Annotated in this window: 21 protein-coding genes; 18 read left to right on the top strand and 3 right to left on the bottom strand. The window is 34.2% G+C overall.

Translation table 11 applies throughout. The features are described 5' to 3' along the window. Window positions 1–8 precede the first annotated feature (8 nt). From bsdtb5_RS20865 to bsdtb5_RS20820, 10 genes are all read left to right on the top strand, one after another. Complete coding sequence (locus bsdtb5_RS20865) at window positions 9–392, top strand: P-II family nitrogen regulator (protein ID WP_271713874.1); 384 nt, start codon at window positions 9–11, stop codon at window positions 390–392. Window positions 393–418: 26 nt separating this feature from the next. Continuing rightward, the gene (gene nifD, locus bsdtb5_RS20860; RefSeq protein WP_271713873.1) at window positions 419–2011 is read left to right on the top strand and encodes a nitrogenase molybdenum-iron protein alpha chain; all 1593 of its coding nucleotides are present in this window, start codon (window positions 419–421) and stop codon (window positions 2009–2011) included. Continuing rightward, complete coding sequence (locus bsdtb5_RS20855) at window positions 2011–3375, top strand: nitrogenase component 1 (RefSeq protein WP_271713872.1); 1365 nt, start codon at window positions 2011–2013, stop codon at window positions 3373–3375. Before nifD ends, bsdtb5_RS20855 begins: the two co-directional genes overlap by 1 nt. 131 nt (window positions 3376–3506) lie before the next feature. Continuing rightward, entirely contained in the window at window positions 3507–4862 is a 1356-nt protein-coding gene (nifE, locus tag bsdtb5_RS20850; RefSeq protein ID WP_271713871.1) for a nitrogenase iron-molybdenum cofactor biosynthesis protein NifE, read from the top strand. Window positions 4863–4940: 78 nt separating this feature from the next. Further along, window positions 4941–7697 (top strand): nitrogenase cofactor biosynthesis protein NifB, encoded by a 2757-nt coding sequence (gene nifB / locus bsdtb5_RS20845; RefSeq protein WP_271713870.1) that lies wholly within the window; start codon window positions 4941–4943, stop codon window positions 7695–7697. An 18-nt stretch (window positions 7698–7715) separates the two neighbouring features. Next, window positions 7716–8024, top strand: coding sequence for a 2Fe-2S ferredoxin (locus bsdtb5_RS20840; RefSeq protein ID WP_271713869.1), 309 nt, complete (start codon window positions 7716–7718; stop codon window positions 8022–8024). Window positions 8025–8339: 315 nt separating this feature from the next. Next, complete coding sequence (locus tag bsdtb5_RS20835; protein ID WP_271713868.1) at window positions 8340–9317, top strand: homocitrate synthase/isopropylmalate synthase family protein; 978 nt, start codon at window positions 8340–8342, stop codon at window positions 9315–9317. Further along, window positions 9307–10107, top strand: a complete 801-nt coding sequence (locus bsdtb5_RS20830; protein ID WP_271713867.1) for a beta/alpha barrel domain-containing protein — start codon at window positions 9307–9309, stop codon at window positions 10105–10107. Before bsdtb5_RS20835 ends, bsdtb5_RS20830 begins: the two co-directional genes overlap by 11 nt. Before the next feature lie 60 nt (window positions 10108–10167). After that, entirely contained in the window at window positions 10168–10809 is a 642-nt protein-coding gene (locus bsdtb5_RS20825; protein ID WP_271713866.1) for a Fe-only nitrogenase accessory AnfO family protein, read from the top strand. Window positions 10810–10904: 95 nt separating this feature from the next. Further along, complete coding sequence (locus bsdtb5_RS20820) at window positions 10905–11891, top strand: hypothetical protein (RefSeq protein ID WP_271713865.1); 987 nt, start codon at window positions 10905–10907, stop codon at window positions 11889–11891. On the opposite strand, the gene bsdtb5_RS20815 is transcribed toward bsdtb5_RS20820, so the two are convergent. Then, window positions 11871–12641: a flagellin gene (locus tag bsdtb5_RS20815; RefSeq protein WP_271713864.1), complete on the bottom strand. Its 771-nt coding sequence runs from the start codon at window positions 12639–12641 to the stop codon at window positions 11871–11873. The genes bsdtb5_RS20820 and bsdtb5_RS20815 overlap by 21 nt on opposite strands. A 498-nt stretch (window positions 12642–13139) precedes the next feature. Here bsdtb5_RS20815 and bsdtb5_RS20810 point away from each other — a divergent pair, with 498 nt between their 5' ends. From bsdtb5_RS20810 to bsdtb5_RS20790, 5 genes are all read left to right on the top strand, one after another. Beyond that, window positions 13140–13811, top strand: coding sequence for a hypothetical protein (locus bsdtb5_RS20810; protein ID WP_271713863.1), 672 nt, complete (start codon window positions 13140–13142; stop codon window positions 13809–13811). A gap of 44 nt (window positions 13812–13855) precedes the next feature. Beyond that, the gene (locus bsdtb5_RS20805) at window positions 13856–15550 is read left to right on the top strand and encodes an ASKHA domain-containing protein (RefSeq protein ID WP_271713862.1); all 1695 of its coding nucleotides are present in this window, start codon (window positions 13856–13858) and stop codon (window positions 15548–15550) included. A 210-nt stretch (window positions 15551–15760) separates the two neighbouring features. Then, complete coding sequence (spoIID, locus tag bsdtb5_RS20800) at window positions 15761–16714, top strand: stage II sporulation protein D (protein WP_271713861.1); 954 nt, start codon at window positions 15761–15763, stop codon at window positions 16712–16714. Window positions 16715–16772: 58 nt separating this feature from the next. Beyond that, complete coding sequence (locus bsdtb5_RS20795; RefSeq protein ID WP_271713860.1) at window positions 16773–17642, top strand: M23 family metallopeptidase; 870 nt, start codon at window positions 16773–16775, stop codon at window positions 17640–17642. Between the two features lie 609 nt (window positions 17643–18251). Beyond that, window positions 18252–19475 carry a hypothetical protein gene (locus tag bsdtb5_RS20790; RefSeq protein ID WP_271713859.1) on the top strand — a complete coding sequence of 408 codons (1224 nt, stop codon included), beginning with the start codon at window positions 18252–18254 and terminating at the stop codon, window positions 19473–19475. Window positions 19476–19644: 169 nt separating this feature from the next. On the opposite strand, the gene trhA is transcribed toward bsdtb5_RS20790, so the two are convergent. Then, on the bottom strand, window positions 19645–20307 hold the full coding sequence (gene trhA, locus bsdtb5_RS20785; protein WP_271713858.1) for a PAQR family membrane homeostasis protein TrhA: 663 nt from the start codon (window positions 20305–20307) through the stop codon (window positions 19645–19647). 356 nt (window positions 20308–20663) lie between these two features. Between trhA and bsdtb5_RS20780 the strand changes: the two genes are divergently transcribed. Continuing rightward, window positions 20664–20867, top strand: a complete 204-nt coding sequence (locus bsdtb5_RS20780; RefSeq protein WP_271713857.1) for a DUF951 domain-containing protein — start codon at window positions 20664–20666, stop codon at window positions 20865–20867. A 168-nt stretch (window positions 20868–21035) separates the two neighbouring features. Here the strand turns inward: bsdtb5_RS20780 and bsdtb5_RS20775 are convergent, their stop codons facing one another. Next, window positions 21036–21950, bottom strand: coding sequence for an ArsR/SmtB family transcription factor (locus bsdtb5_RS20775; protein ID WP_271713856.1), 915 nt, complete (start codon window positions 21948–21950; stop codon window positions 21036–21038). 479 nt (window positions 21951–22429) lie between these two features. Here bsdtb5_RS20775 and bsdtb5_RS20770 point away from each other — a divergent pair, with 479 nt between their 5' ends. Then, window positions 22430–23905 (top strand): alpha-N-arabinofuranosidase, encoded by a 1476-nt coding sequence (locus bsdtb5_RS20770; RefSeq protein WP_271716157.1) that lies wholly within the window; start codon window positions 22430–22432, stop codon window positions 23903–23905. Between the two features lie 20 nt (window positions 23906–23925). Then, a complete protein-coding gene (locus bsdtb5_RS20765; RefSeq protein WP_271713855.1) occupies window positions 23926–24180 on the top strand; it encodes a DUF6171 family protein in 255 nt (84 codons plus the stop codon). Window positions 24181–24305 lie beyond the last annotated feature (125 nt).

The raw sequence follows: 24305 nt of genomic DNA, 5'->3' as shown, positions 1-24305 counted from the left end.
GTAATCAGATGAAAGAAGTTATGGCGATTGTTCGTTTGAATAAAGTGAATCAAACCAAGGAAGCATTAGCAAGCGCTGGATATCCTTCCTTTACTTGTAGAAAGGTATTAGGAAGAGGAAAGAAGTTAATTGATATGTCTCTTCTTACTTCCATTGTTGATGCAGGCGAAGTACCAGTGTCACCGGTTGGGGAATACTTAACTGAGTCGGCTAGGCTAATTCCGAAGAGAGTATTTACCTTGATCGTTGAAGATGATGATGTAAATAAAGTGGTTGATGTTATCATGGATGCCAATTCTACTGGTAATCCTGGAGATGGTAAGATCTTTGTACTTCCTATTTACGAATCTTATAAGGTGCGTACAGGGGAGAGTACATTGGAAGCATATTAAAAATAATGATATAGGAGGTGACAACAATGAGTGCGAAAGAGCAAGTATTAGAGAATTATAGTTCTAGAGTGTATAAAAACCGTAAAGAGCATATGGTTGAAGTTAATAATAATGATAATAATAACATGATTACAGCCAATGTTCGTGCAGTTCCAGGTATCATGACACATAGAGGATGTTGTTATGCTGGATGTAAAGGCGTTGTACTTGGACCAATTAAAGATGCAGTTCAGATTGTGCATGGTCCAATTGGATGCTCCTTCTATGCATGGGGAACAAGAAGACATAAGGCTAAAAAAGTAGAAGATACAGATCATTATCTACAATATTGTTTTTCAACAGATATGCAAGAAGCAGATATCGTATTCGGGGGAGAAAAGAAGTTAAAGAAAGCAATTGAAGAAGCAATGGATATCTTTCATCCTTCTACGATATTCATCTGTTCCACCTGTCCAGTAGGTCTGATTGGTGATGATATTCATGCAGTAGCTAGATGGGCAGAAACAGAATATGGAATCAAGTGTATTGCATTCAGTTGTGAAGGTTATAAAGGGGTAAGCCAGTCCGCGGGTCACCATATTGCCAATAACCAGTTGATGAGATTTGTAATTGGTGAAGGGGATAGAGAGCCTAAGAGCAAATTTTCCGTTAATATATTAGGGGAATATAACATTGGTGGTGACGGCTGGGAGACAGAACGTATTCTAAAGAGAATAGGTTATGAGGTTGTATCTGTATTTACTGGAGATAGTAGTATAGAAGATCTAAAGAATGCGCATAAGGCAAATCTAAGTATTGTACAATGCCACCGTTCCATTAACTATATTGCAGAGATGCTAGAGACGAAATATGGTGTTTCATGGTTAAAAGGCAATTTTGTTGGTGTAGAAGCAACAATAAAGACGCTTCGTGATATTGCAAAATTCTTTAACGATCCAGAGATGACGGCTAGAACTGAAGATGTCATTGCTGATGAAATTAACTTAATTGAAGACGATATGGAATACTATAAAAGCAAACTAAAAGGAAAAAAGGCCGTTCTATACGTTGGAGGTTCAAGAGCCCATCATTATCAACTTCTACTTAATGATCTTGGAATCACCACTCTACTAGCTGGTTACGAATTCGGTCACAGAGATGAATATGAAGGTCGAGAAGTTATACCAACGATTAAGCCAGACGCAGACAGTAAGAATATTGAATCAATAACAGTAGAACCAGATCAAGAAAAATACCATCTATATCTCCCAGAAGAGGAAGTAAACCGCTTAAAAGAGGAGAACTTCTTAGGATATTATGGCGGTATGGTAAAAGATATGAAGGATGGAACTTACATGGTCGATGACTTGAATCATTTTGAAACAGAAGAGTTTATAAGGTTATTAAAACCAGATATCTTCTTTTCTGGTATAAAAGATAAATTTGTTGCACAAAAATCAGGTGTTCTATCACGTCAGTTACATTCTTATGATTACAGTGGTCCATATGCAGGATTTCGTGGTGCTGTAAACTTTGCAAGAGATATCACAATGGGAATCTATACTCCAGCATGGGGACTTACGAAAGCTCCATGGAAAACAACTCCTACATTAGTGGGTACTTTAGGAGGTGAAGCATAATGTTAGATTATACAACCAAGGAAATAAAACCGCGAGAAGCGCTTAGAGTGAATCCAGCAAAGACTTGTCAACCAGTTGGTGCTATGTATGCAGCACTTGGTGTTCATAAATGTTTACCTCATAGTCATGGTTCGCAAGGATGTTGTGCTTTTCATAGAATGTTCTTAACCAGACATTTTAAAGATCCAGCAATGGCTTCCTCAAGTTCCTTTACAGAAGGTGCGTCTGTATTCGGTGGTGGAAGTAATCTTAAGACCGCAGCAAAGAATATATTTGACATCTATAAGCCGGACATTATTGCGGTGCATACAACTTGCTTAAGTGAGACAATTGGTGATGATCTTAATGCAATTATTCAGGACATTGATATTCCAGAAGGAAAGTATATGGTACACACCAATACACCAAGTTATAAGGGCTCACATATTACTGGATTTAGCAACATGGTGTCAGGATTCATTCATTATTTAGCAAAGTCAACAGGGAAGAAAAATGGGAAAGTAACAATAATACCAGGTTTCACCAACCCTGGAGATATGCGTGAGATGAAGAAAATTGCTAGTCTTATGAAAGTTCCATTCATCGTGCTTCCGGACACGAGCGGAGTTATGGATAGCCCAATGACAGGAACTTTTACAATGTATCCAGCTGGCGGAACTAAAGTGGAAGATATCATAGAGTTAGGAGATACCAACTTAACCATTGCACTAGGAGAATTAACATCAGAATCCCCAGCAGAGACATTAAAGAAAAAATGTAATGTACCATATAAGACATTACCACTTCCAATTGGGGTAGCAGAAACAGATGCATATGTTATGGCATTGCAAGAATTTTCAAGCGAAGAAGTACCATATGAATTAGAGGAAGAAAGAGGTCAGTTGGTTGACATCATGATTGACATTCATCCATATACTTATAATAAAACTTGTGCTATCTATGGAGATCCTGATACCGTACTTGGAATTGCAGAATTTGTATTAGAGCTTGGTATGATTCCAAAGTATATTGTAACAGGTACACCTGGAATCTTATTCGAGACAAGAGCGAAAGAATTATATGCCAAATATGGCGTTGAAGACTACAAAGCCAAAGAAGCAGGGGATCTATTCTTATTACATCAATGGATTAAGAATGAGAAAGTTGATCTACTTATTGGTGGCACTCATGGTAAGCATATTGCAAGAGCAGAAGACATTCCATTAGTTCGTGCTGGCTTCCCAATCATTGATCGCTATATTCATTCCTATATGCCTATCGTAGGATATAAAGGTGCTATGAGACTTGCGGAATTAATCTGTAATGCAATTCTAGACCGTAAAGATCGAGATGATGCAGAAGAAGATTTCGAGATGGTATTGTAAAAGAAAGATATGTAAATGTATATAAGAACAAAGAGCAAACCAATCAATAAAAAAGTTAAAGGTATGGTGACGAAGCAGTCATCGTACCTTTTTTTGCTTTTTTATTATGCTGTAAAGAAAGGGGGAGCATTATGGAGCTAGTCACTGGTGTATTAGAGGAAAGAAAAGACTTTATACGATATGACAGAGAAGGCTGTGGAGGTAGCGGTATTCGCTGCGATACCAATAGTGTCTCAGGAGCAGTTAGCCAAAGAGCTTGCGTGTATTGCGGTGCTAGAGTTGTGTTAAATCCTATTACAGATGCCTTTCACATTGTGCATGGGCCCATTGGATGCGCAAGTTATACCTGGGATATACGAGGTAGTCTCTCAAGCGGTGAAGAGATCTATCGCAATAGCTTTTCTACAGACTTAAGAGAGCAGGATGTCATCTTTGGAGGAGAGAAAAAGTTGACGAAGGCGATTGAAGAAGTTATAGAGAAGTACTCGCCAAAATTAATCTTTGTATATGCAACCTGCATTGTAGGAGTTATAGGCGATGATGTAAATGCAGTATGTAAATCCATGAGTGAAAAATACCATATCAACGTAATACCAGTAAAGTCACCTGGGTTCTCTGGTAATAAATCGGTTGGATACAAAATGGCTTGCAATGCATTAATGGAATTAATAAAGGGAAATTTAGCTACAAAAAAACAGGTAGGTGTGAACATCTTAGGAGATTTTAATTTAGCTGGTGAGATCTGGATTATAAAGGAGTACTTAAGGAAGATAGGAATCCCAGTTATCTCAACCTTTACAGGGGATTCTAGTTATGAAAGCCTTATCAAAGCACCTACAGCAACTCTTAATATTGTACAGTGTGCAGGTTCAAGTACCTATCTAGCAAATCGAATGGAGGAGGAACTTGGAATTCCATATATTAAGGTCAGTTTTTTTGGAATAGAAGATACCACCAATTCCTTAATTCGAATCGCAGAGGCCATGGGAAATGAAAAAGCCAAAGAAAAGGCCGTTGCATTTACCAGAGAAGAGACTGCAAGGTTGGAACATTTTCTAAGTCAATACAAGAAGAGACTTATGGGTAAGAAAGCGGCTATCTATGTAGGTGGAGGTTTCAAAGCAATTTCTTTGATTCGGCAATTTCATTCTCTTGGCATGGAAACAGTAGTAGTTGGAACTCAGACAGGTAAGAAAGATGATTATGAAGTAATCGAAAGTATTGTTAAGAAAGATACTATTATTCTAGATGATGCGAATCCCGCAGAGTTAGAAACCTTTATGAAAGAAAAGGGAGCAGATATTCTAGTAGGCGGTGTTAAAGAACGACCACTTGCATATAAGTTAGGAATCGCTTTTTGTGACCATAATCATGAGAGAAAGCATCCTTTAGCAGGATTTGAAGGAGTCATTAATTTTACCAAAGAAATTAATGAAAGTATGAATAGTCCAGTATGGGAATATATTCATGAGCTAGAGGAAGAGTAATAGTAGATAGTTGTAATTAAATTATAGTCATTTAATTCTTGGTGGAAGAGCCTTATAACTAGGCAGATAGGAGATAATATGGAGCAGACATTAGTGAATTTGAACGTAAATCCTTGTAAGATGTGTATGCCAATGGGATCAGTTATGGCGTTATATGGAATCAAAAAATGTATGTCCATATTACATGGATCACAAGGATGTAGCACATATATTAGAAGACATATGGCAACGCACTATAATGAGCCAGTTGATATTGCTTCTTCTTCGCTAACTGAGGAAGGTACTGTATATGGTGGAGAAGAGAATTTGAAAAAAGGTCTTAAGAATTTAATTAATCTATATTCACCAGAAGTAATTGGGGTGTCAACAACATGTTTAGCTGAGACAATTGGGGAAGATGTTCCAAGAATCATTGATAATTTTTATGAAGAGAATCCCGAATATAGGAATATTCCAATCATATCTGTGCCAACAGCAGGATATCAGGGAACACAATTTGAAGGCTTTTTTAAGGCACTTTTTCAAGTTGTTAAAACAATAGTAAGAAAGAGTGAGAAGAATCACAAAGTAAATATTATTACTGGTCCAATCAGTCCAGGGGATACGAGATATTTAAAAAATTTATTAGAACACTTTGAGATTGATTATATTTTGCTTCCAGACTTATCAGAGAATCTGGATAGTGGATATCATAAGAATTATGATAGGTTACCCTCCAAAGGAGCGAGTATAGAGGAGATTGCCATGATGGGTGGTGCAAGGTATACCTTAGAATTATCAACTTTTACGAATAAGGAGAATTCACCTGCAGAGTATTTATATAGAGAGTATCAAATACCTTATAAAAAATTAAATCTCCCAATGAGCTTAAGAGATATTGATGCATTAATAAAGGAACTTAAATATTTGTCAGGTAAGAATCTGTCAGAAGAGGTAAGTACTCAAAGAGAACGGTATCTGGATGCTATGATTGACTCTCATAAGTATAACAGTGTTGGAAGAGCAGTGGTCTTTGGCGAGCCAGACTTTGTATACGGAACGGTTCGATTATGTGCTGAGAATGGAATTGTTCCGATTCTAGTGGCAACGGGCTCAAAATGTCCAGAGTTAAAAGAAAAATTGCAAGAGGAAGTAAAGCAAGTAGCTGAAAGTGCTTTTGTAGAACAATATGAGATTCTTGACGATGTTGATTTTCAGATAATTGAGAAATATGCAAAAAAGTGGGGAGCAAATCTACTGATTGGTAATTCAGATGCAAGAAGGATAGAAGAGAATCTTCATATTTCGTTAGTAAGAAGGAGCTTTCCAATACATGATCGAATCGGGGGTCAGAGACTATTAACATTAGGGTATGAAGGTACTTTGACATTTCTTGATGAGATAACCAATACATTGCTTGCCAAAACAGAGAGTAGTTTTCGTAGAGCATTATATGAGAAATATTATAAAGGAGAAAAGATAAAGTATCAAAGTCAGAATTACCTTGAGAATAGAGTCTTCAATAAGATTAAGAATAGGAAGCATATAACAAATATTCAATTGAAGGATAGAGGGAAAGAAGGGAGCAATATGTTGAAAATGGATACAAGTACGAAGAACACAATAGAACAGAAAACAAAAACACATCCTTGCTTTAATAGTGGTGCAAGTGATTATGCAAGAGTTCATCTACCAGTTGCTCCTAAATGTAATATTAGTTGTAATTATTGCTTAAGAAAATATGACTGTCCAAATGAAAGTAGACCTGGAGTAACAACTGAGGTTTTATCGCCAGAGGAAGCATATGAAAGATATTTAGAAGTAGATAAACAGGTTCCGAATATTTCTGTTGTAGGAATTGCTGGACCAGGAGATGCATTAGCAAACTTTGAAGAAACAAAGAAAACGTTACAGTTAATTAAAGAAAGCAATCCGGATATTACTTTTTGTATATCAACGAACGGTTTAATGCTGCCAGTGTATGCAAATGAATTAGTAGAACTGGGGGTATCACATGTAACGGTTACAATGAATGCAATTGATCCTACAATTGGTGCTCAAGTTTATAAGTACGTTGAATACATGGGAGTAAAGTACAAGGGGGAGCAGGCCGCAAGTATATTAATGGCAAATCAAATGGCAGGAATTAAGCTATTAACAGATAAGGGAATTATCTGCAAAGTTAATATTGTAATGTTAAAAGGAATTAACGAGAAACATATACCAGAAGTTGTGAAGAAAGTGAAAGAACTTGGTGGAACAATTACGAACATTATGCAGTTGATTCCAGTGAAAGGGAGCGCATTCCAAGACCTCCCACTTGTGAGTAATAAAGAAATAATGGATATGAGAAAAACTTGTGGAGAAACGATGAGTCAGATGTATCACTGCAAACAATGCCGTGCCGATGCGATTGGTACATTAGGAAATGATAGATCTATAGAATTCTCTTCATGTAAGGGCAAGTGTGGCAGCAAAGAAGAAGTAATACAAGAGTTGCAAACTTGTCATAAAAGTAAGTTGCTACGATTTGCAGCAGCTACGAAAAGTGGTATGATAGTGGATCAACATTTTGGGCAGGTATCGGAACTATACATTTATGAATATACCAATGGTTCTCCGGTATTCAAGGAAAAACGTAATATTAATAAGTATTGTACTGGTAATGAAGAATGTGGCGAAAACGATAAGATTAGTATGATTGTTAATACAATATCGGATTGTGATGGAGTTATAGCGATGAGAATTGGAGAAGCACCATCTAAAAAGCTTGAAGAAAAAGGAATACGTATTTTTACTACATATGATCGAATTGAAGATGCAGTGATATTAGCAGCATCTGAAATACTGAAATAAAAAGAAGGAGGTTAAGGAATGGTAAGTCCAAAATATCATATATTTGTATGCACCAGTTGCAGAATTAATGGAGGACAGAAGGGATTCTGTTATTCCAAAGAAGCAGTTTCTATTATTCAGAGATTTATGGAGGAAATTGATGATAGGGATTTGTCAAGTGAAGTAATGGTTACCAATACAGGTTGTTTTGGCATCTGTGATAAAGGGCCAATTGTAGTGATCTATCCAGAAGGGACTTGGTACGGGAATGTTACCCCAGAGGATGTGGAACGTATTGTAGAAGAGCATATTGAAGGTGGAAATATTGTAAAAGATTTGACGATCTAGTTTTATTATTTTCTATTGGAATGTTGTTGCGGTCAAAAGCCTTTTATAACTTACATTGTGTATATTGATGTATAATTATTAATTTTGGCGTAGTCCGGCCGAAGGTATCGTTTATGTTTTGTCAAGACTCATAGTGAAAATAGGAACGTGAGTGAGTATTTTCACTAGTCCTGAGGCTTGTAAAAAATATGATGCCTGAGGGAAAGGTAGCCAAAATTCATAATTATACAGCGATATACACTCAGTACACTAAAATAAGGCTTTTGACTCTAACATTTAAGGATTAGAGAGTCAAAGGTCTTAACTGGAGGTGGTATGATGATTAAAATAATAGATACAACGTTAACTACAATAGATAATCATCTTCCATCAAAAGATGATTTACATAACTTTTGTAGATTGCTTGATAAGGTTGGAGTTGATGCAATTGAAATGTCAATTCCAATCTATCAAAGAATGGAGTACCTTCCAGAAGAATTGAGAGTGAAATTCTATCTTCGAATAGAAGTTCAAGCGGAGAAGTTAAAGTATGGAGGGTTCTATCGATATATTTTGCATCATGCAGATTGCGAGATTGGTATGATCAGTAAGATTCAAATAAATGATATTCGAGAAATTATATCGCTTAGAACTTATAAGAATCTAGAGGAAGTCTGTATTGTAGGACTTGATGATTTATTATGCTACAACTATGAGCAAGAGATGATAGAAATTAAGAAAGCTCTTCCAAAGAGTCAGATTTTATTCTGCCCTGAGAATACATATGGATGTGCAAGTGCATTGGCAGTACAGTGGGTTGTAAGTGGTGGAAATCAGGTTATGACTAGCTTTGCAGGTCATGGAAATAAAGCTGCTACGGAAGAGGTGCTATTAGCCTTAAGGTTAGCAGTTCGACATAAGCCGAATAAAGAATTACAAGATCTAAAAGACCTAACCCACTTATATAGTAAAATAACAGGTGAAGTAATAGCAAAGAAAAAGCCAATCATAGGAGAGGATATTTTTAAGGTAGAGGCAGGAATTCACGCAGATGGAATTGTTAAGAATCCAGTGAATTATGAACCATATGATCCTAAAATAGTGGGTGGAAAGACAGAAATTATAATAGGTAAACATTCAGGTAAAAAAGCAATTCTTTTAAAATGTACTGAGTATCAAATCAGGATACCAGAAGAATATATGGTGGATCAGATCTTATTAAAAATACAAGAAGTCTGTACCATGGAACGTAGAAGCTTGTCGAAAGAGGAATTTATTCAATTGGTGAAGGAAGTGTGTGGATATGAAAATTAAAAAAGCAATTGTTGATACAACACTAAGAGATGGAGAACAAAGTCCATACATTGCACTTAGACCAGAAGATAAACTAAAGATTGCAAGCCTTCTTGATCGTCTAAAAGTATATGAGATAGAAGCAGGGACGCCATGTATTGGTAGATTAGAAAGGGATAGTATTGCTAAGATTATTGAGAATCGCAAACACTCCTTAATCTCTGTATGGAGTCGAATGAGGAAAGAGGATGTTAGAGAATCAATAGCCTGTTCACCAGATATTATTCATATAGGAGCACCAGTTTCTTATGTACAAATCTACCATAAGTTAAAGAAAAATAAATCATGGGTACAAAAAAGTATTTTGGAATGTGTTGAAGTAGCTAAGAAGGGAGGAGTTAAAGTAACTGTAGGATTCGAGGATGCTTCAAGAGCGGATATTGGGTTTATGATCAACATGGCTATGATGCTTGAAAAGGCTGGCGTAACAACTATTAGATTAGCGGATACTGTAGGTGTATTAACTCCTAACCGAACGCATGAGATTGTTAAGGAATTGCATGAACATACAAGAGTTCCGATTGAGATTCACGTTCATAATGACCTCGGTATGGCTGCTGCCAATTCAATGGAAGGAGCGAAAGCCGGTGCTGAATATATTGACTGTACTTTATTTGGAATTGGAGAAAGAAGCGGGAATTGTAATTTTTATCAATATATTAAAGCCAGCGAGGCAATCTTTGAATATGCAATGACGAAACAACAGATTAATGAAGTGGAAAAAGAGGTAAAGCATCTATTGTTGCATTAGGGGAGGGGATAAGAAGAGGTGTCGTATAAGAAAGAATTGAAAAGGGGTAGGAGGAGAACTATGCTAGAGGAAATTGCGGTTTTATTAGGTCATGAAGAGTCGTTAACATCATTGGATGATTTGGATAAACTAGTAATATTTCATCGGATAAACGGAGAATGGAGTAGAAAGGAAGTAATTCAGGATTTCAAAATAGAGTGTAACTCGGTAAAAGATATTCAAGAGAGCATTCAAAGAATGATTACAAAGTTAAAAGATTGCAAAATAATACTTGGAACTATGATTACTGGGGTTGCCTTTCATATTCTTGACAGGAACGGATTTGTGATGTGTGAGGCAGATGAATACTCAGATAGTATACTAGATCAAATTCTTAATGATCAACTAAAAAGGGAAATAGAAATCAATAAAATACAGAGAAATCCGAAGGAACTATATCAAGGACCTCAGATGGTGAATGAAGAAGGAGTTTACTTCTTGGATTTTATGGAACTAAAGAATACATATCCAGAAATATCATCGAAGAAGGCCATTCTTCCATTTTTATCAAAAACAGTATTCTATGAATTGAAGATACTTTGCGATCATGTAATGCCATGGATAGATTCAGAGTTAAAGAATAGAAATCTTCAATATGAGATAGAACCATATAATGCAAATAAGCTCATGATAACAATTACGCATTGTGTATGTGATTCTTGAATCTTCCTTGTTGTGATAATCTCATAGTTATAAAGGAAGTGTGAAACAAGGATGATAAGAGTGAAAGAAAATTAGATTAAGAAAGGATGCCACATATGGATTCTATCACTCGTTTAATGTGTGGCCGTATCTTAGAGAAATTGGGATATGCAATAGGTATAAGTATGGGAGATTATAATTCAAAATATGGCTTGTTAAAAGGAATATCATGCGCCACATTCTATGATAACGGTATGCTAAAGGAATGCATGTTAGACGAATATAATGAATTAACAACAGATTATGGAACGCTTGTACCAAAGTATGGCGAGCCTACTATTCGAACAAAGTATGGAAAATCACTATCTTTTTACCAGAATGGAATTCTAAAAAGCATATATTTAGATCAGCAAACGGATATTAGAACATCAATTGGTATTGTTCCAGCAGAACTAATTACTTTTCATCAAGAGGGAGGAATCCTTAGAATCTTTCCCTTAAACGGTAAGTTAAGTGGTTATTGGAGTGAAGAGGAGGAGTATGAATTAGCAGTTGAGGTACCTATTACGTATCAGAACCATAGCATACAGGCGAAAGTAATCTCAATTCATTTTTATCCTTCTCAGAACATAAAAAGTGTAACATTATGGAGAAAACAAACGATAGAATTAGAGACTATATACGGAAAGATTGCCACGAATATAGGATACTCTCTATATGAGACTGGGGAGCTACAAAGTATTGAACCTAAAAAAGCTTTTATAATACCTACTTTGATTGGTGATATGAAAGCTTTTAATATTAATGCTATTGGAATTCATGCCGATCAAAATTCTCTAGTTTTTAAACAAGATGGAACAGTAAAAGAAATTGTAACAATAACGAATCAAGTGGAAGTTCAGAATAAAGAGGGAAGCAAATGGGTATATTCACCTAGATTAGTAAGAAGTTATACAAGTGAGTATGAATATGAGATGGAAGAACTTAAAGTAATATTTGAGGAAGATACGATTACATTAGAGCTCAAGAATCATCAAAGTGCGACCTATTCGAGAGCTCAATGTATTTTTAAGGTAACAGAATTACTGAGTTATTCCAAGTAATTTATTAACATTACTTACTTCTTGTTTCATCTTAGCGGATTGCGCAAACATACGATATTCTTCTAATACCTTTTCTTTTTGCATGTCTGAAACAGATTTTCCTACGTCAAGATCTTCAATATTACTAACAGCGCCTGTTAGATTAAGGCTTGTATTTGTATTATTATTTGAAGCATATTCAAGACGACTTGTTGTAGCTCCTATCTTAGAACGGCTAGTTGATACTTTCTTAATTGCTTCATCAATATCTGAGATATCAAATTTTCCCATTACAGAAAAGTCTTTTATTCCCAAAGATTCTAAAGTAGAATTATCAAGTTGAATCTTCATGCCAGTTCCATCAGGATTCATCGCAAGATTCATATCTGCCATGCTTCCGTCTAATAATTTTTTGGTATTGTATTCAGTACCTTTTGCGGCATCTTGAATTCCAGACTTTAATTGATCAATCTCATCTTGCATTGCTTGCTTATCATCATAACTATATGTACCGTTGGATGCTTTTACACTTAATTCTCGAATTCTTTGCAAATTGTCTTGAATGCTAGAAAGACCTCCATCGGCTACATTTAATAGATCTTTACCTGATTGGATGTTGTTATATCCAGCTGAATAGCCATTTGATTGGCTTTTTAGTGCTTCTGATATAACTAGTCCCGCAGCGTTATCGGCTGCTCTATTCAGCTTCTTCATACTCGATAGTTGCTCATATGTTTTGGTTAGATTAGAGGATATATTAGATGCTGACATAGTTATCACCTTCCTTTGTGTTATTTAATTACGTGAAATAGTTTCTATGTTATATTTATTATATCGGATATTTTGTAGAAGCTCAATAGATGTTATGTAAAATAATACAGTGGTTCATGAATATGGAATATATTAATAAGACGAGCTCTTAATAGATTGAAGAGAGAAAATTATTTCTCTGCCTAAATTATATATATTAAATTTAGGTAGTCTTATATGCTTAATTCAAGTATAATATTCTGAAATGAAGAGTTCAACCTATAATATATAGTTAGAGAGTCAATAAAGAAATATAAATTCAATAATTTATTAAAAGCCTTTTACAGTATCAATGCACCGAGATTTGCTCGTGTGCATCCGCCAGAGGTTGTCAGTTTCCAGGCGCCATAAATATTCGTAGCGGTGGCAAGTATATGGTATGGGATATCACTCTCTAAACATCTTTGGTAGATATTAAAGTTATAAATAGAAGCAAGCGTGAATAGAATGGAGATTTATATGAAGCAGCATGAATGGAATATAAGGCCAGATCAATTAAAGGATAATGCTTATAATATCTATACTCAGATTGCAAGCCTTCATAAACTTAATCAAGAGCATATAGAGGAAGGTTTATGTTATAGGAATATCATGATAGAGTATCTGGATATAAAAGCAATTACGTGCCATTCATCAGATATTGTTATAACAGGAGCTATGATAAACATTAAGGAGAAGAACATCTTTCTTGAAAGTAAAGTATTTGAGCAGTTTAAAAAGGCTGAGGTAGAGGGTGTATACTTTTATTTAATATCGATTGGAAATAATGAATATAGTAGTAATGATCTGATGGAACAATATTATCAGAAGATATGGGAAACAGCTTATTTAGAGGCAGCTAGGGAATACTTAAGAAGTTTGATACTTGATCAGAAAAGAGAAAATTACCTGTCCGTATCATTAGGCCCTGGATATTATGGTATGAGAATAGAAGAAATAGATAAGATTTTTCAAATGTTTCAGAAAAATTCGATAGGAGTTATCTTAAAGGATAATCAATATTTGGTTCCTATGAATTCGAATATTGGATTATTTTTGGAGTCAAGAAGAGAAGTTTCTTTATTTAAAGGATGTGAATTGTGCATTGGTGGTAAAGAAGGGTGTGCATTTTGCAGTATCCAAGGAGATTAAGAGAAAGAAATTCATTAGAGCTAATCATTATAAGGAGGTGCGCCATGAAGATTACCTTTATACCAGAGAATAAATTAATAATAGCAAACGAACAAGAGACCATATTACAGGTAGCGAGAAGAGTCAATATTCCAATCGAGGCAACATGCAGTGGACAAGGAACCTGTGGGAAATGCAAAGTAAAAATATTATCTGGACGAGCAAGCAGTTTAAGTAAAGCAGAGAAAGAGTTATTAACACAAGAGGAATATGGTAATGGAACTCGCCTAGCATGCAAAGTATATGCAAAAGATGACTTTATAATAGAAAGAATAAATAATAAGAATGTAAACGTTAGAAAAGCGGTAACCACAGTCCTTCCAGAAGATTTTAACCTTATGCCTAGATATCATCAAATAAAGAATACAATTGCTAAATATGATAATGCGAAGCAAATCGAGCAAAGCAAAGAAGAGACACAAGAGAAGGTTGATGAGACGTGTCACTATGGAATTGCCTTTGATATTGGTACAACCTCGGTAGTAGGTTTGTTGTGGAATCTAGATACTGGAGAGCAAAGAGGTATTAAGTCAAAGGTGAATCCTCAAAGAATCTATGGAGCTGATGTCATATCTAGGATACAATATAGCACTCAAAGTATAGAGAACCAGAAAGAATTGCAGCAATTAATAGTTTATTGTTGTGAAGCTATTATCTTAGAACTGATCCAAATAGAAAGTATACATTTAAGCAAGGTCTGTGATGTTGTTGTCGTTGGAAATACAACTATGAGCCATTTATTCTTAGGAGAATCTGTTGAGGGTTTGGCGCGTGCTCCGTTTCAGAGTAGTTATCAGGGAATGGTTCATATGCAGGCATACGAAATATTTAAAAGTATGGATAAAGACGCTAGATTGATTGTTTTACCTAATATCGCAGGTCATGTAGGATCGGATATAACAGCTGGGTTACTAGCATCAGATATATGGTCAAGAAAAGGAAATATAATATTTATTGATATTGGTACTAATGGAGAAATTGTATTTAAGAATGAAAATAAAGTTTATGCTTGCTCCACTGCAGCTGGACCAGCATTTGAAGGAGCTTCCATTCATGAAGGCATGAGAGCGGAAGAGGGAGCAATTGAAGGAGTTAAAATAGAAGGAAGTCGAATAACTCTTGAAGTAATTGGAGGTAAGGAACCTATTGGTATCTGTGGATCAGGATTGATTGATGCCATTGCAGAGCTACTTCGAATTGGAGTCCTCGATGATACTGGGCGTATCTTAGAGAAAGAGACGCTTAAGTTAATTGGAGTAAAAGAAGATATTATTGATCATATAATCGAAACAGATAAAGGAAATCACTTCATATTATATCAGAATGATCAGAGAAACATTGTACTAACACAGAAGGATGTTAGGGAAGTTCAGCTAGCAAAAGCGGCAATCTATGCTGGTATTGTCACAATGTTAAAAAAAGCTTCATTAGAGCCTAAGAATATCACAGAACTTATAGTAGCTGGAGCCTTTGGAAATTACATCAAGAAAGAAAATGCAGTTCGAATTGGGTTATTACCTGAGATTCCAATTAATGATATTAAACTGGAAGGCAACACGGCTTCCCTTGGTGCTAGTATGGTGTTACTATCAAAGAAATATGAAGATGAACTGGAAAGTCATATTAATCATATAGAACATATTGACTTAGCAATGGATGCTGATTTTATGGAATTTTATATAGAAGCAATGAATTTTTAGTATTTTAAATTTCCTAGTCAAAAACTAATACTTAATAAATTCAGGCAGAAAAGTATATTAATTATAATAATTTAGATTAACTAACATCTGAATTTGTTAAGTATTCAATAATCTTCTTCCTGGGAAAATATGACTAAATATCATAAAAATGATTCTCCTACAATATAATGTATAAAGTGCTTCGTCACCTTTAAATTAAAGGAGAAGTCCATGAAAAAGAGAATCATTAAATTAGTCGTACTATTAATGATAATCATTTTTTTACCTTACAGTATCACAATGCTATTGATTGGGACAGATTTCGTAAAGCATACAAAGGAGAATGTAGAATATCAAATTCAGTATGAAACGGATGAGGGAAGAGAGAACATTAATTTTGAGAATTATATTATTGGAGTGGTAGCAGCTACAATTCCACCAGATTATGAGCTAGAGGCATTGAAAGCACAGGCAGTTATCGTTAGAACCTATGCCCTAAAAGTAATCTCTACCTTACAAGCAAATGGATATGAAAATGAATTCACAGTCGATGAATTGGGACTTGATTTTTATAGTATGAAAGATATGGAATCCAAATGGGGTAGTGATAACTATAAGGATTACTTATCCAATATTAAGAAAGCTGTGTATGCGACTACAGATGAGATTCTGACTTATAAAAACCAGCTGATTGAACCTTTGTTTCACCGTGTAAGTGTTGGTAAGACGAGGAGTGCGAAGAATGCATTTGGAGAAAATCGTCCATACCTAGTTGAAGTAGAGAGTCTTGATGATGTAACTTCAAATGACTATATGAAAATAACAGAGCTGAATGTCACAGACGTTCTAGAGAAGTTGTCGAGTTATTATAAAAATATTAATATAGATGAAAGTCAATTTTTTGATAAAGTAAAAGTGAAAGATCGAGACGATTTAGGATATGTACTTAAAATAGATATTGGCACCTATGAGACGACGGGGGAAGAATTTGCAAAAGTTTTTGGGCTTAATTCGAGCAATTTCTATATAGAAAAGTATGGTGATAAAGTACGGTTTATTACCAAGGGGTATGGGCATGGCCTTGGATTCAGCCAATTTGGTGGCAATAAACTAGCCGAGAAAGGCAGTAATTATAAGAAAATCCTAGGGATTTATTATAAAGATACTAAAGTTGTAATAAAATAGTATCCCCTATGTATAAACCTCACTATTTTGGTGAAAATATACATAGAGGTGATTAACGGTGAAAAAGCAAAAAGTTTCCGAATTTTTAAAAAACAAAAGCTTTTATTTAGTATTATTAACTGGACTAACTGCAATCTTAGTAATCGCAATAGTTTTTGTTAATATTAGATCTACTGACTCTGGAAATGGTCTTGTAGATTTGAATGAGCGTCCAAATGTTGCTTCAAAGGATAATACGAATAAAACAGTAGCATCTAATGAAAAATCTAAACAACAAAATAGCTCAACCTCTAATAGACAAGGAAATACCAAAGCAAATTCCGATTACAGTCTATTAGAAAACGATATTGTCTCTGCACCAACAAAAGAGAACAGTACGAAGAAAGAAACTGCAAAAGCTGAAACAACTAAAGCAAATCAAGCAAAAGCTGCTAAAGCAGCCAAATCAACGAAGGAAGAAAAGAATAATGCTGCCGAGGCAATGAGTTCAGCGGTCAGCAAATTAAGCTTCAAAGAGGAAGAGGGCCTTGCTTGGCCAATCAAAGGTGATATAGTGCTTAATTATAGCATGGATCACGGGGTTTATTTTCAAACACTAGGTGAATACAAGTGTAATCCAGCGATTCTAATTGGTGCAAAAGTAGGTGCTAAGGTAGAAAGCGCTGCAGATGGTATCGTAACCGCAATTGAAAATAATGATGAAACAGGAGTAACAATTACAATGGACATTGGTAGTGACTTTACGTTACAATACGGTCAATTAGCTAATGTTACAGTAAAGGTAGGAGATTCTGTTAAGACAGGAGATACTCTTGGTGCAATTGCAGAACCAACGAAGTATTATGTAGTAGAAGGAAGTAATTTATATTTTAAAGTAATCAATGGTAAAGAACCATATAACCCAATGCAATTATTAAATAAAGATTGATTTATATTTAGAATAGAAAGGCATAGCGAAAAAGGCTGTGCCTTTTTTCAATGCAAAGTCATCCATAACAATTAGATAAATAATAGTTAAGAGTAGATACATATTATAATAAAAATAGGAACATAATAATAACAAGTGAGTATAATAAGGTATAGGTTGAAGAACGAGAAGGGGAAGTACATATCTACTACAATATGCAACCGAACCTATTCTTACAATTGTTTTTTTTCTCGTTCTGATAATAACCAATTTATTCATTCGGCTGCTTAATATAGATATTAGGTAGTAAAGATTTTCTTCATTACCGAGGTAAGCGTACAATCATTGTACGCTTATTTTGGTTTTTGGATAATTATAGGAGATTAGATAATGTTTTGTAAGATGAATTGTAAAAAATAAGAAAACAAGCAATAATTTTAATAGTAAAATAGTACTAGTAAATGGGAAAAACTACATTTATTATTGATTTTCAAATATAGATTGGATATACTATCCAATGTATTGAGGTTTGAAGAGTGAAATAATTTAGACTTAAGAATTTGCATAGTATTTAAAGATAATTATTTTGGAAGCTTCAAACAAGACAGAGAATAAAAGGAGATAAGTAATATGAAAAAGGGAAAAATAGTTTTATGTTTACTATTAACATTAGTTTTAGCTGTAACGCCAAGTTTTAATGTTAATGCAACAGAAGTTGCACCTACAACAACACCTACAACAACTGCTACAGCACCAGTGGTGAAAGATGCAGAAACAGGAGCGACTGTAGATAAGATGAATACTGCTGTATTAACTACAGGAAGTGACCAAGATTTTAAAAATATAAAAGGTTATACAGTAGATGTACAACCAGATTTAACAAATACACTTGGTATTACAAAAACAGTTGTACCAATTCAAATTTCTAAAAAAGGTATTTTATCAATATACTATACATTAGGTAATAATGCGACAGCTACCTATGATATTGAATTATTTTCAGATGCAGCTTGTACAAAAACAGTATATCATATTAATAAAGAAGATGCAGATAACGGAAAATATGTTGATTTCATTGTAAAAAAATCCGGTACATATTATGTGCAATTTCAAGTTACAGATAGTACATCAGATGGCATTACACCATATCAATTAGGATTTTTATCTCAATTATACAATGGAAGTGACAGAACATTAAAGAATAAGACATGGGCAATATCAGGTAATACAGATTCATCAGCGTATGTTTATTACAAAGTAACAGCATCTAAAGCAGGAAGTATCACAGTAAATGCAGAGTCTGAATACGGTAACAATGTTTACTTATGTAATTCAAGCAAAAAAGCAATCTCAGATAGATGTTATGTTAGCAAGTCATCTGCATATAAAGCAGTATTTGCAGTAAAAAAAGGAACTTACTATATTAAATTCCAACCATCTGATACATTTTATAGAGTAAAATCAACTTTTAAAGCAATCTCAGATAAAAGCGGATCTTCTATGAAGAAAGCTAAAAGACTTAAACTTGGAGCAAAAGCTGTGAATGCAACTGTATTAGCTTCAGATAAAAAAGGTAAAGCAGATTGGTATAAATTTAGCACTTCAAAAAGAAAGAAAGTAAATGTAATAATTGAAGGTACTGCTTCATCAGGAAAGATTAAAGTAGAATTCTATTTATCAAATGGTAAGAAGTTCAATGATTATACAGAACTTCAAGGAACAGATGAAGTTGCTTCTTTCTCACCATACTATGGAACTTATGGAGTAGAATCATTACCTAAGGGAACATATTATGTAAAAGTAACAAAAACATCAACAAAGACATCAGGAAGTTACCATATTCGTATTAAATAAGAATCATAAAATAATAGAATGATAATGGTGAAATAGAATAAGAATATCACGAATTATGGAATTGCTGAATGGTAATATTTCATGATAGTGATTATAAATAAAAAGGTAGTGATACGAAGTTATCACTACCTTTTTATACTTATAGGAAACATGTGGATGCCTTTTTATGTTAACGAATAGGCATATTAATTACGAAATTATACATTAATATAAAGTGACATAAGCTTCCACCCATAACAAAAAGGTGGAAAATTTCATGTGAACCGAAGTTCTTATGCTTGCTATTGAAGATTGGTAATTTTAAAGCATATATAACACCGCCAACAGTGTAAATAATACCACCAGCTAATAGCCAGTTAAATGCAGCAGGAGAAAGGGTATTAATTATTTGCGTAAAAGCAAGGACACAGGTCCAGCCCATTGCTATATAGATAACGGAGGATACCCATTTTGGACAAGTAACCCAAAATCCTTTTAATAGTATACCTGCAAATGCCATGCTCCATATAATAAATAGCATAATTAGTCCCGTTCTTCCGCCAAGTACAATCAAGCATACTGGAGTATAAGTCCCAGCAATTAGAACAAAGATCATCATATGATCGAACTTCTTTAAAATCTTATTCACCCGCGTAGACAAGTCAAAGGTATGATATACGGTACTTGCAGTATAAAGCAATATCATGCTAGTAATAAAAATGGATAGTGAGAATAGGTGGATACCGTCTGGTTTACTTGCAGCCTTTATTAATAATGGAGTTGCTGCAAAAATAGCCATGAGCATTCCGATAAAATGTGTAATTGCGCTTCCAGGATCTTTAATTTTCTTCATAAAACCATCTCCTAAAAATTATAATAGATTAATAGTTACTTATTTTTGTGTTTATTTTATTGCTTTTATTAAATGCTAACTATTATGAACGAGATTAATTTCTGAATTAAAAATAAGTATATCATTTAGTTATATGTTTTATGCATCATATAAAAATAAAAAACATTACAAGTAGTATTTAAAACTACATCTTATGATATGTATATTACACCTTATAATTAGAATATGCAAGTGCTTTTTGAAATAAATTAGAATACTTTAAATATTGCAAAAAAAATCAATATCATGCTATAATTTTACTTATTAGATTGGTAATATAAATTTAAATTAATAAAAGAAGTAAGCGAGGAATTATCATGGATTTAAATATTGGAGATATAGTTAAATTAAAAAAGCAACATCCTTGTGGAAGTAGTGAATGGGAGATTCTTAGAGTAGGAATGGATTTTCGATTAAAGTGCCTAGGTTGTGGTCATCAGATTATGATACCAAGAAAACAAGTAGAGAAAAGCATTCGTAAGATAACGAAAAAAGAGGAACGGTTGCAAGAAGAACAATAGGATATGAAATGATATGTTGAAAATTGGTATAAAGATAAGAAAAAGCGTTTACATCAAATTAATCGATGTAAACGCTTTTATTTTTTCTCTTTATCAATAGAGTTAATAGAGTGCGATTCAACAACAAGTACAACGGTCCCTTTATTAATGCGAAGATGAGTCTGTTTATTATTCAACATACTTCGTAATCAATTTAATAGATTGGCTATAGTCACCGAACCCTTTGCCAAACAAGGTTAATCCACCAACATTCTTGGTATCGGTTGGTACATAAAGGCGAAAAGAAATAGCACTAGTATAATCAATTGATAGGTCAGAAATGGTAGTAGTTGAAATCTGGTTACCGCCATCAATAAAGGTACCTGACTTATTAATAGTAAGAGTCTTTAATAATCCGTATTGATTACAGTTTTCTGGCCACCATTCTGGTGTAAATCTACCGTGTCTAGCACCAAAATCACCAGGGCTAACCCAATAACCTAATGGTATATCATTAATTGAAAAATGGATATCAGAAGGATAGTTCTCATTAAAGCCAGGACACTCAGACGATACCTCAAAAGATATCTGTAATTCAGTTAATTCCTGCCCTGCGATAAGATGATTTGGTAGGTTGTACTCTACAAAACCGCTGGTCAACCACAAAATACTTGCGTTTACATGCTCTGGAAAAGAAAAATAACGTGGATCATCAAATTCTCCAATAATACCATCTAATGTTGAGATTCCACAAGTTGGAGCAATGCTAAAATTCGAATAGTACCCAATTGGTATTTCATCTTGATAGCTACAGCCTAGATCTTTCTTCGGAGCAAGATCAATCACAATTTGTTCATGTTTCGGTTTGCAGATTTTTTGAGAACCTCGTTTACCTGCAGTGGTATGGATAATAATTAAACCAGCTTTCTCTAGTTTCTGTATATGAAGTGATATTGCACTATTTGTAAGTTCTAGAATTTTCGCTAAATCATTTAGATTTTTATCTCCGTCTTCGTACAGAATCTCCATGATTCTACGTCTTACAGGTGTACTTAAAGCCTCAAATATGATAGAGGCTTCTTGCATTGATTCACAATGTAGCATGAAATTGCTCCTTTCAAGGTAATACCTATCTATTTATGAGTTGCCCGACAAATGATCTGTTTGGTAGGCAGTCTAGGCGTTGTAAACAAAGCAGAAAAAGTGAATGATGTTCTAATTAATATTATAGGAACAAGTTTGTTAAAGTCAAATGTTAAATATTTTAATTTACACAAAACAAATGATACCTATTTATTGACAGAAAGGTTAATTTGTTGTACTATTCTAATATATTAAGCAAATGCTTTATTATTTAAGTTTTGACTTAAATAATAAAATAATCATATGTGTTGTAAGATGCTTATATATTAGTGTGAAATAAAACGTTTCACACCCTTGATTTGTATGTCGCCAGAGGCGACAGATGGGAGCTAGTGTGAAATAAAGCGTTTCACACCCTTGATTTGTACGTCTCCAAAGTCGACAGATGAGAACAAGTGTGATTTGAGAAGTTACTTAAAATGGAAAGGTATGGTGTAATAATGAGCAAATTAGTAGTGAATGTACATAACAAAAAATCAAGAATCCATAAGGAAATCTACGGACATTTTTCAGAACATCTAGGAAGATGTATTTATGAAGGGCTTTATGTTAAGGAAGATTCTAATATTCCAAATAAAAATGGAATGAGAACAGATGTTGTTGAAGCTTTAAAGGAGCTAAAACTTCCTGTACTTCGTTGGCCAGGAGGATGTTTTGCTGATGAATACCATTGGGAAGACGGAATTGGACCAAAAGAGTCTCGTAAAAAGATGATTAACACTCATTGGGGCGGTGTTATTGAAGATAATAGTTTTGGAACTCATGAATTCATGGAATTGTGTGAACAAATAGGTTGTGAGCCATATATCAATGGTAATGTAGGTAGTGGAACAGTTAGAGAAATGTCTGAATGGGCAGAATATCTTACTTTTGAAGGTGTTTCACCAATGGCAGATTTAAGAACTAAGAATGGTCATGAAAATGCATGGAAAGTAAAATACTTTGGCGTTGGAAATGAAAGTTGGGGATGTGGTGGTAATATGACACCAGAACACTATGCGAATGAATACCGTAGATATCAGACTTATGTGCGTAATTATGCAGGTAACAGTTTTTATAAGATAGCATGTGGTCCTAATAGCGATGATTACAATTGGACAGAGACTGTAATGAAGATTGCACATCCATTTATGGATGGATTATCACTTCATTATTATACCATTGAGAAGACATGGGATGACAAGGGCGAAGCTACGAAGTTTGATGAAGAAGGATGGTATAAAGTATTAAGTAAGACATTTTATATGGAAGAATTAATTACAAAGCATGCAAAAATTATGGACAAATATGATCCTGCAAAGAGAATAGGTTTAATTGTAGATGAATGGGGATGTTGGCATAACGTAGAAGTAGGAACGAACCCAGGATTCTTATACCAACAGAATTCTATGAGAGATGCTTTAGTTGCAGGTGTTAATCTTAACATTTTTAATAAGCACAGTGATCGTGTTCATATGGCAAACTTAGCTCAGCTTGTAAATGTTCTTCAATCAGTTATCTTAACTGAAGGAGATAAGATGGTTTTAACTCCAACTTACCATGTATTTAATATGTATAAGAGCCATCAGGATGCAACCTTAGTAGATAGTTTTATTGAGACCGAAGAAATTGGTGTTGAGGGAGCAAAAGTATGCAATCTTAATGAGTCTGTATCTATTAATGATGAAGGTAAGATTAATGTAACAATTAATAATCTATCAGCAACAGAGGCTTATCCAGTAGAGGGTATTTTTGTAGATTCCAAAATAAAATCAGTAAAAGCAACCATTCTTACAAATGATATGACAGCTCATAATACGTTTGATCAGCCTAATGTAGTTACAACCAAAGAGTTTACTGATTACATAATTACAGAAAAGGGATTGAACTTTACCATTCCTCCTGTGAGTGTGCTTCATTTTGAAATTGAACAATAAAGAATATTAGTGAATATATGATGGAACAAAGATTTTGTAAAAAATGTTTATTAAAGGACATATCACGAGACGAATACTTTAAGAATGTTTATGAATATATTGAGAATCTGGACGAAGATATTAAAGCAGAAGATATGTTATACAAAGAAAGACTTACTATATGCAAACAGTGTGATAATCTTGCAAATGGGATGTGTAGAATCTGTGGATGCTTTGTAGAGATGAGAGCAGCGATTAAGAAAAATTATTGTCCTAATAACGAAAAAAAGTGGTGAAAGATAAAAAAAGCTTGTATTTATCTGGATTCTATGTTAAAATAATGACTTGTGATATGTTATACTTATTAATTCCTTGCTCTTTATGAATGAAATCAATCTATTTTTGTTTGCAAAAATGGTAG

The sequence above is a fragment of the Anaeromicropila herbilytica genome (assembly GCF_016591975.1).
Lineage (GTDB): Bacteria > Bacillota > Clostridia > Lachnospirales > Lachnospiraceae > Anaeromicropila > Anaeromicropila herbilytica.
This window is presented reverse-complemented; position numbering and strand designations above follow the sequence as displayed.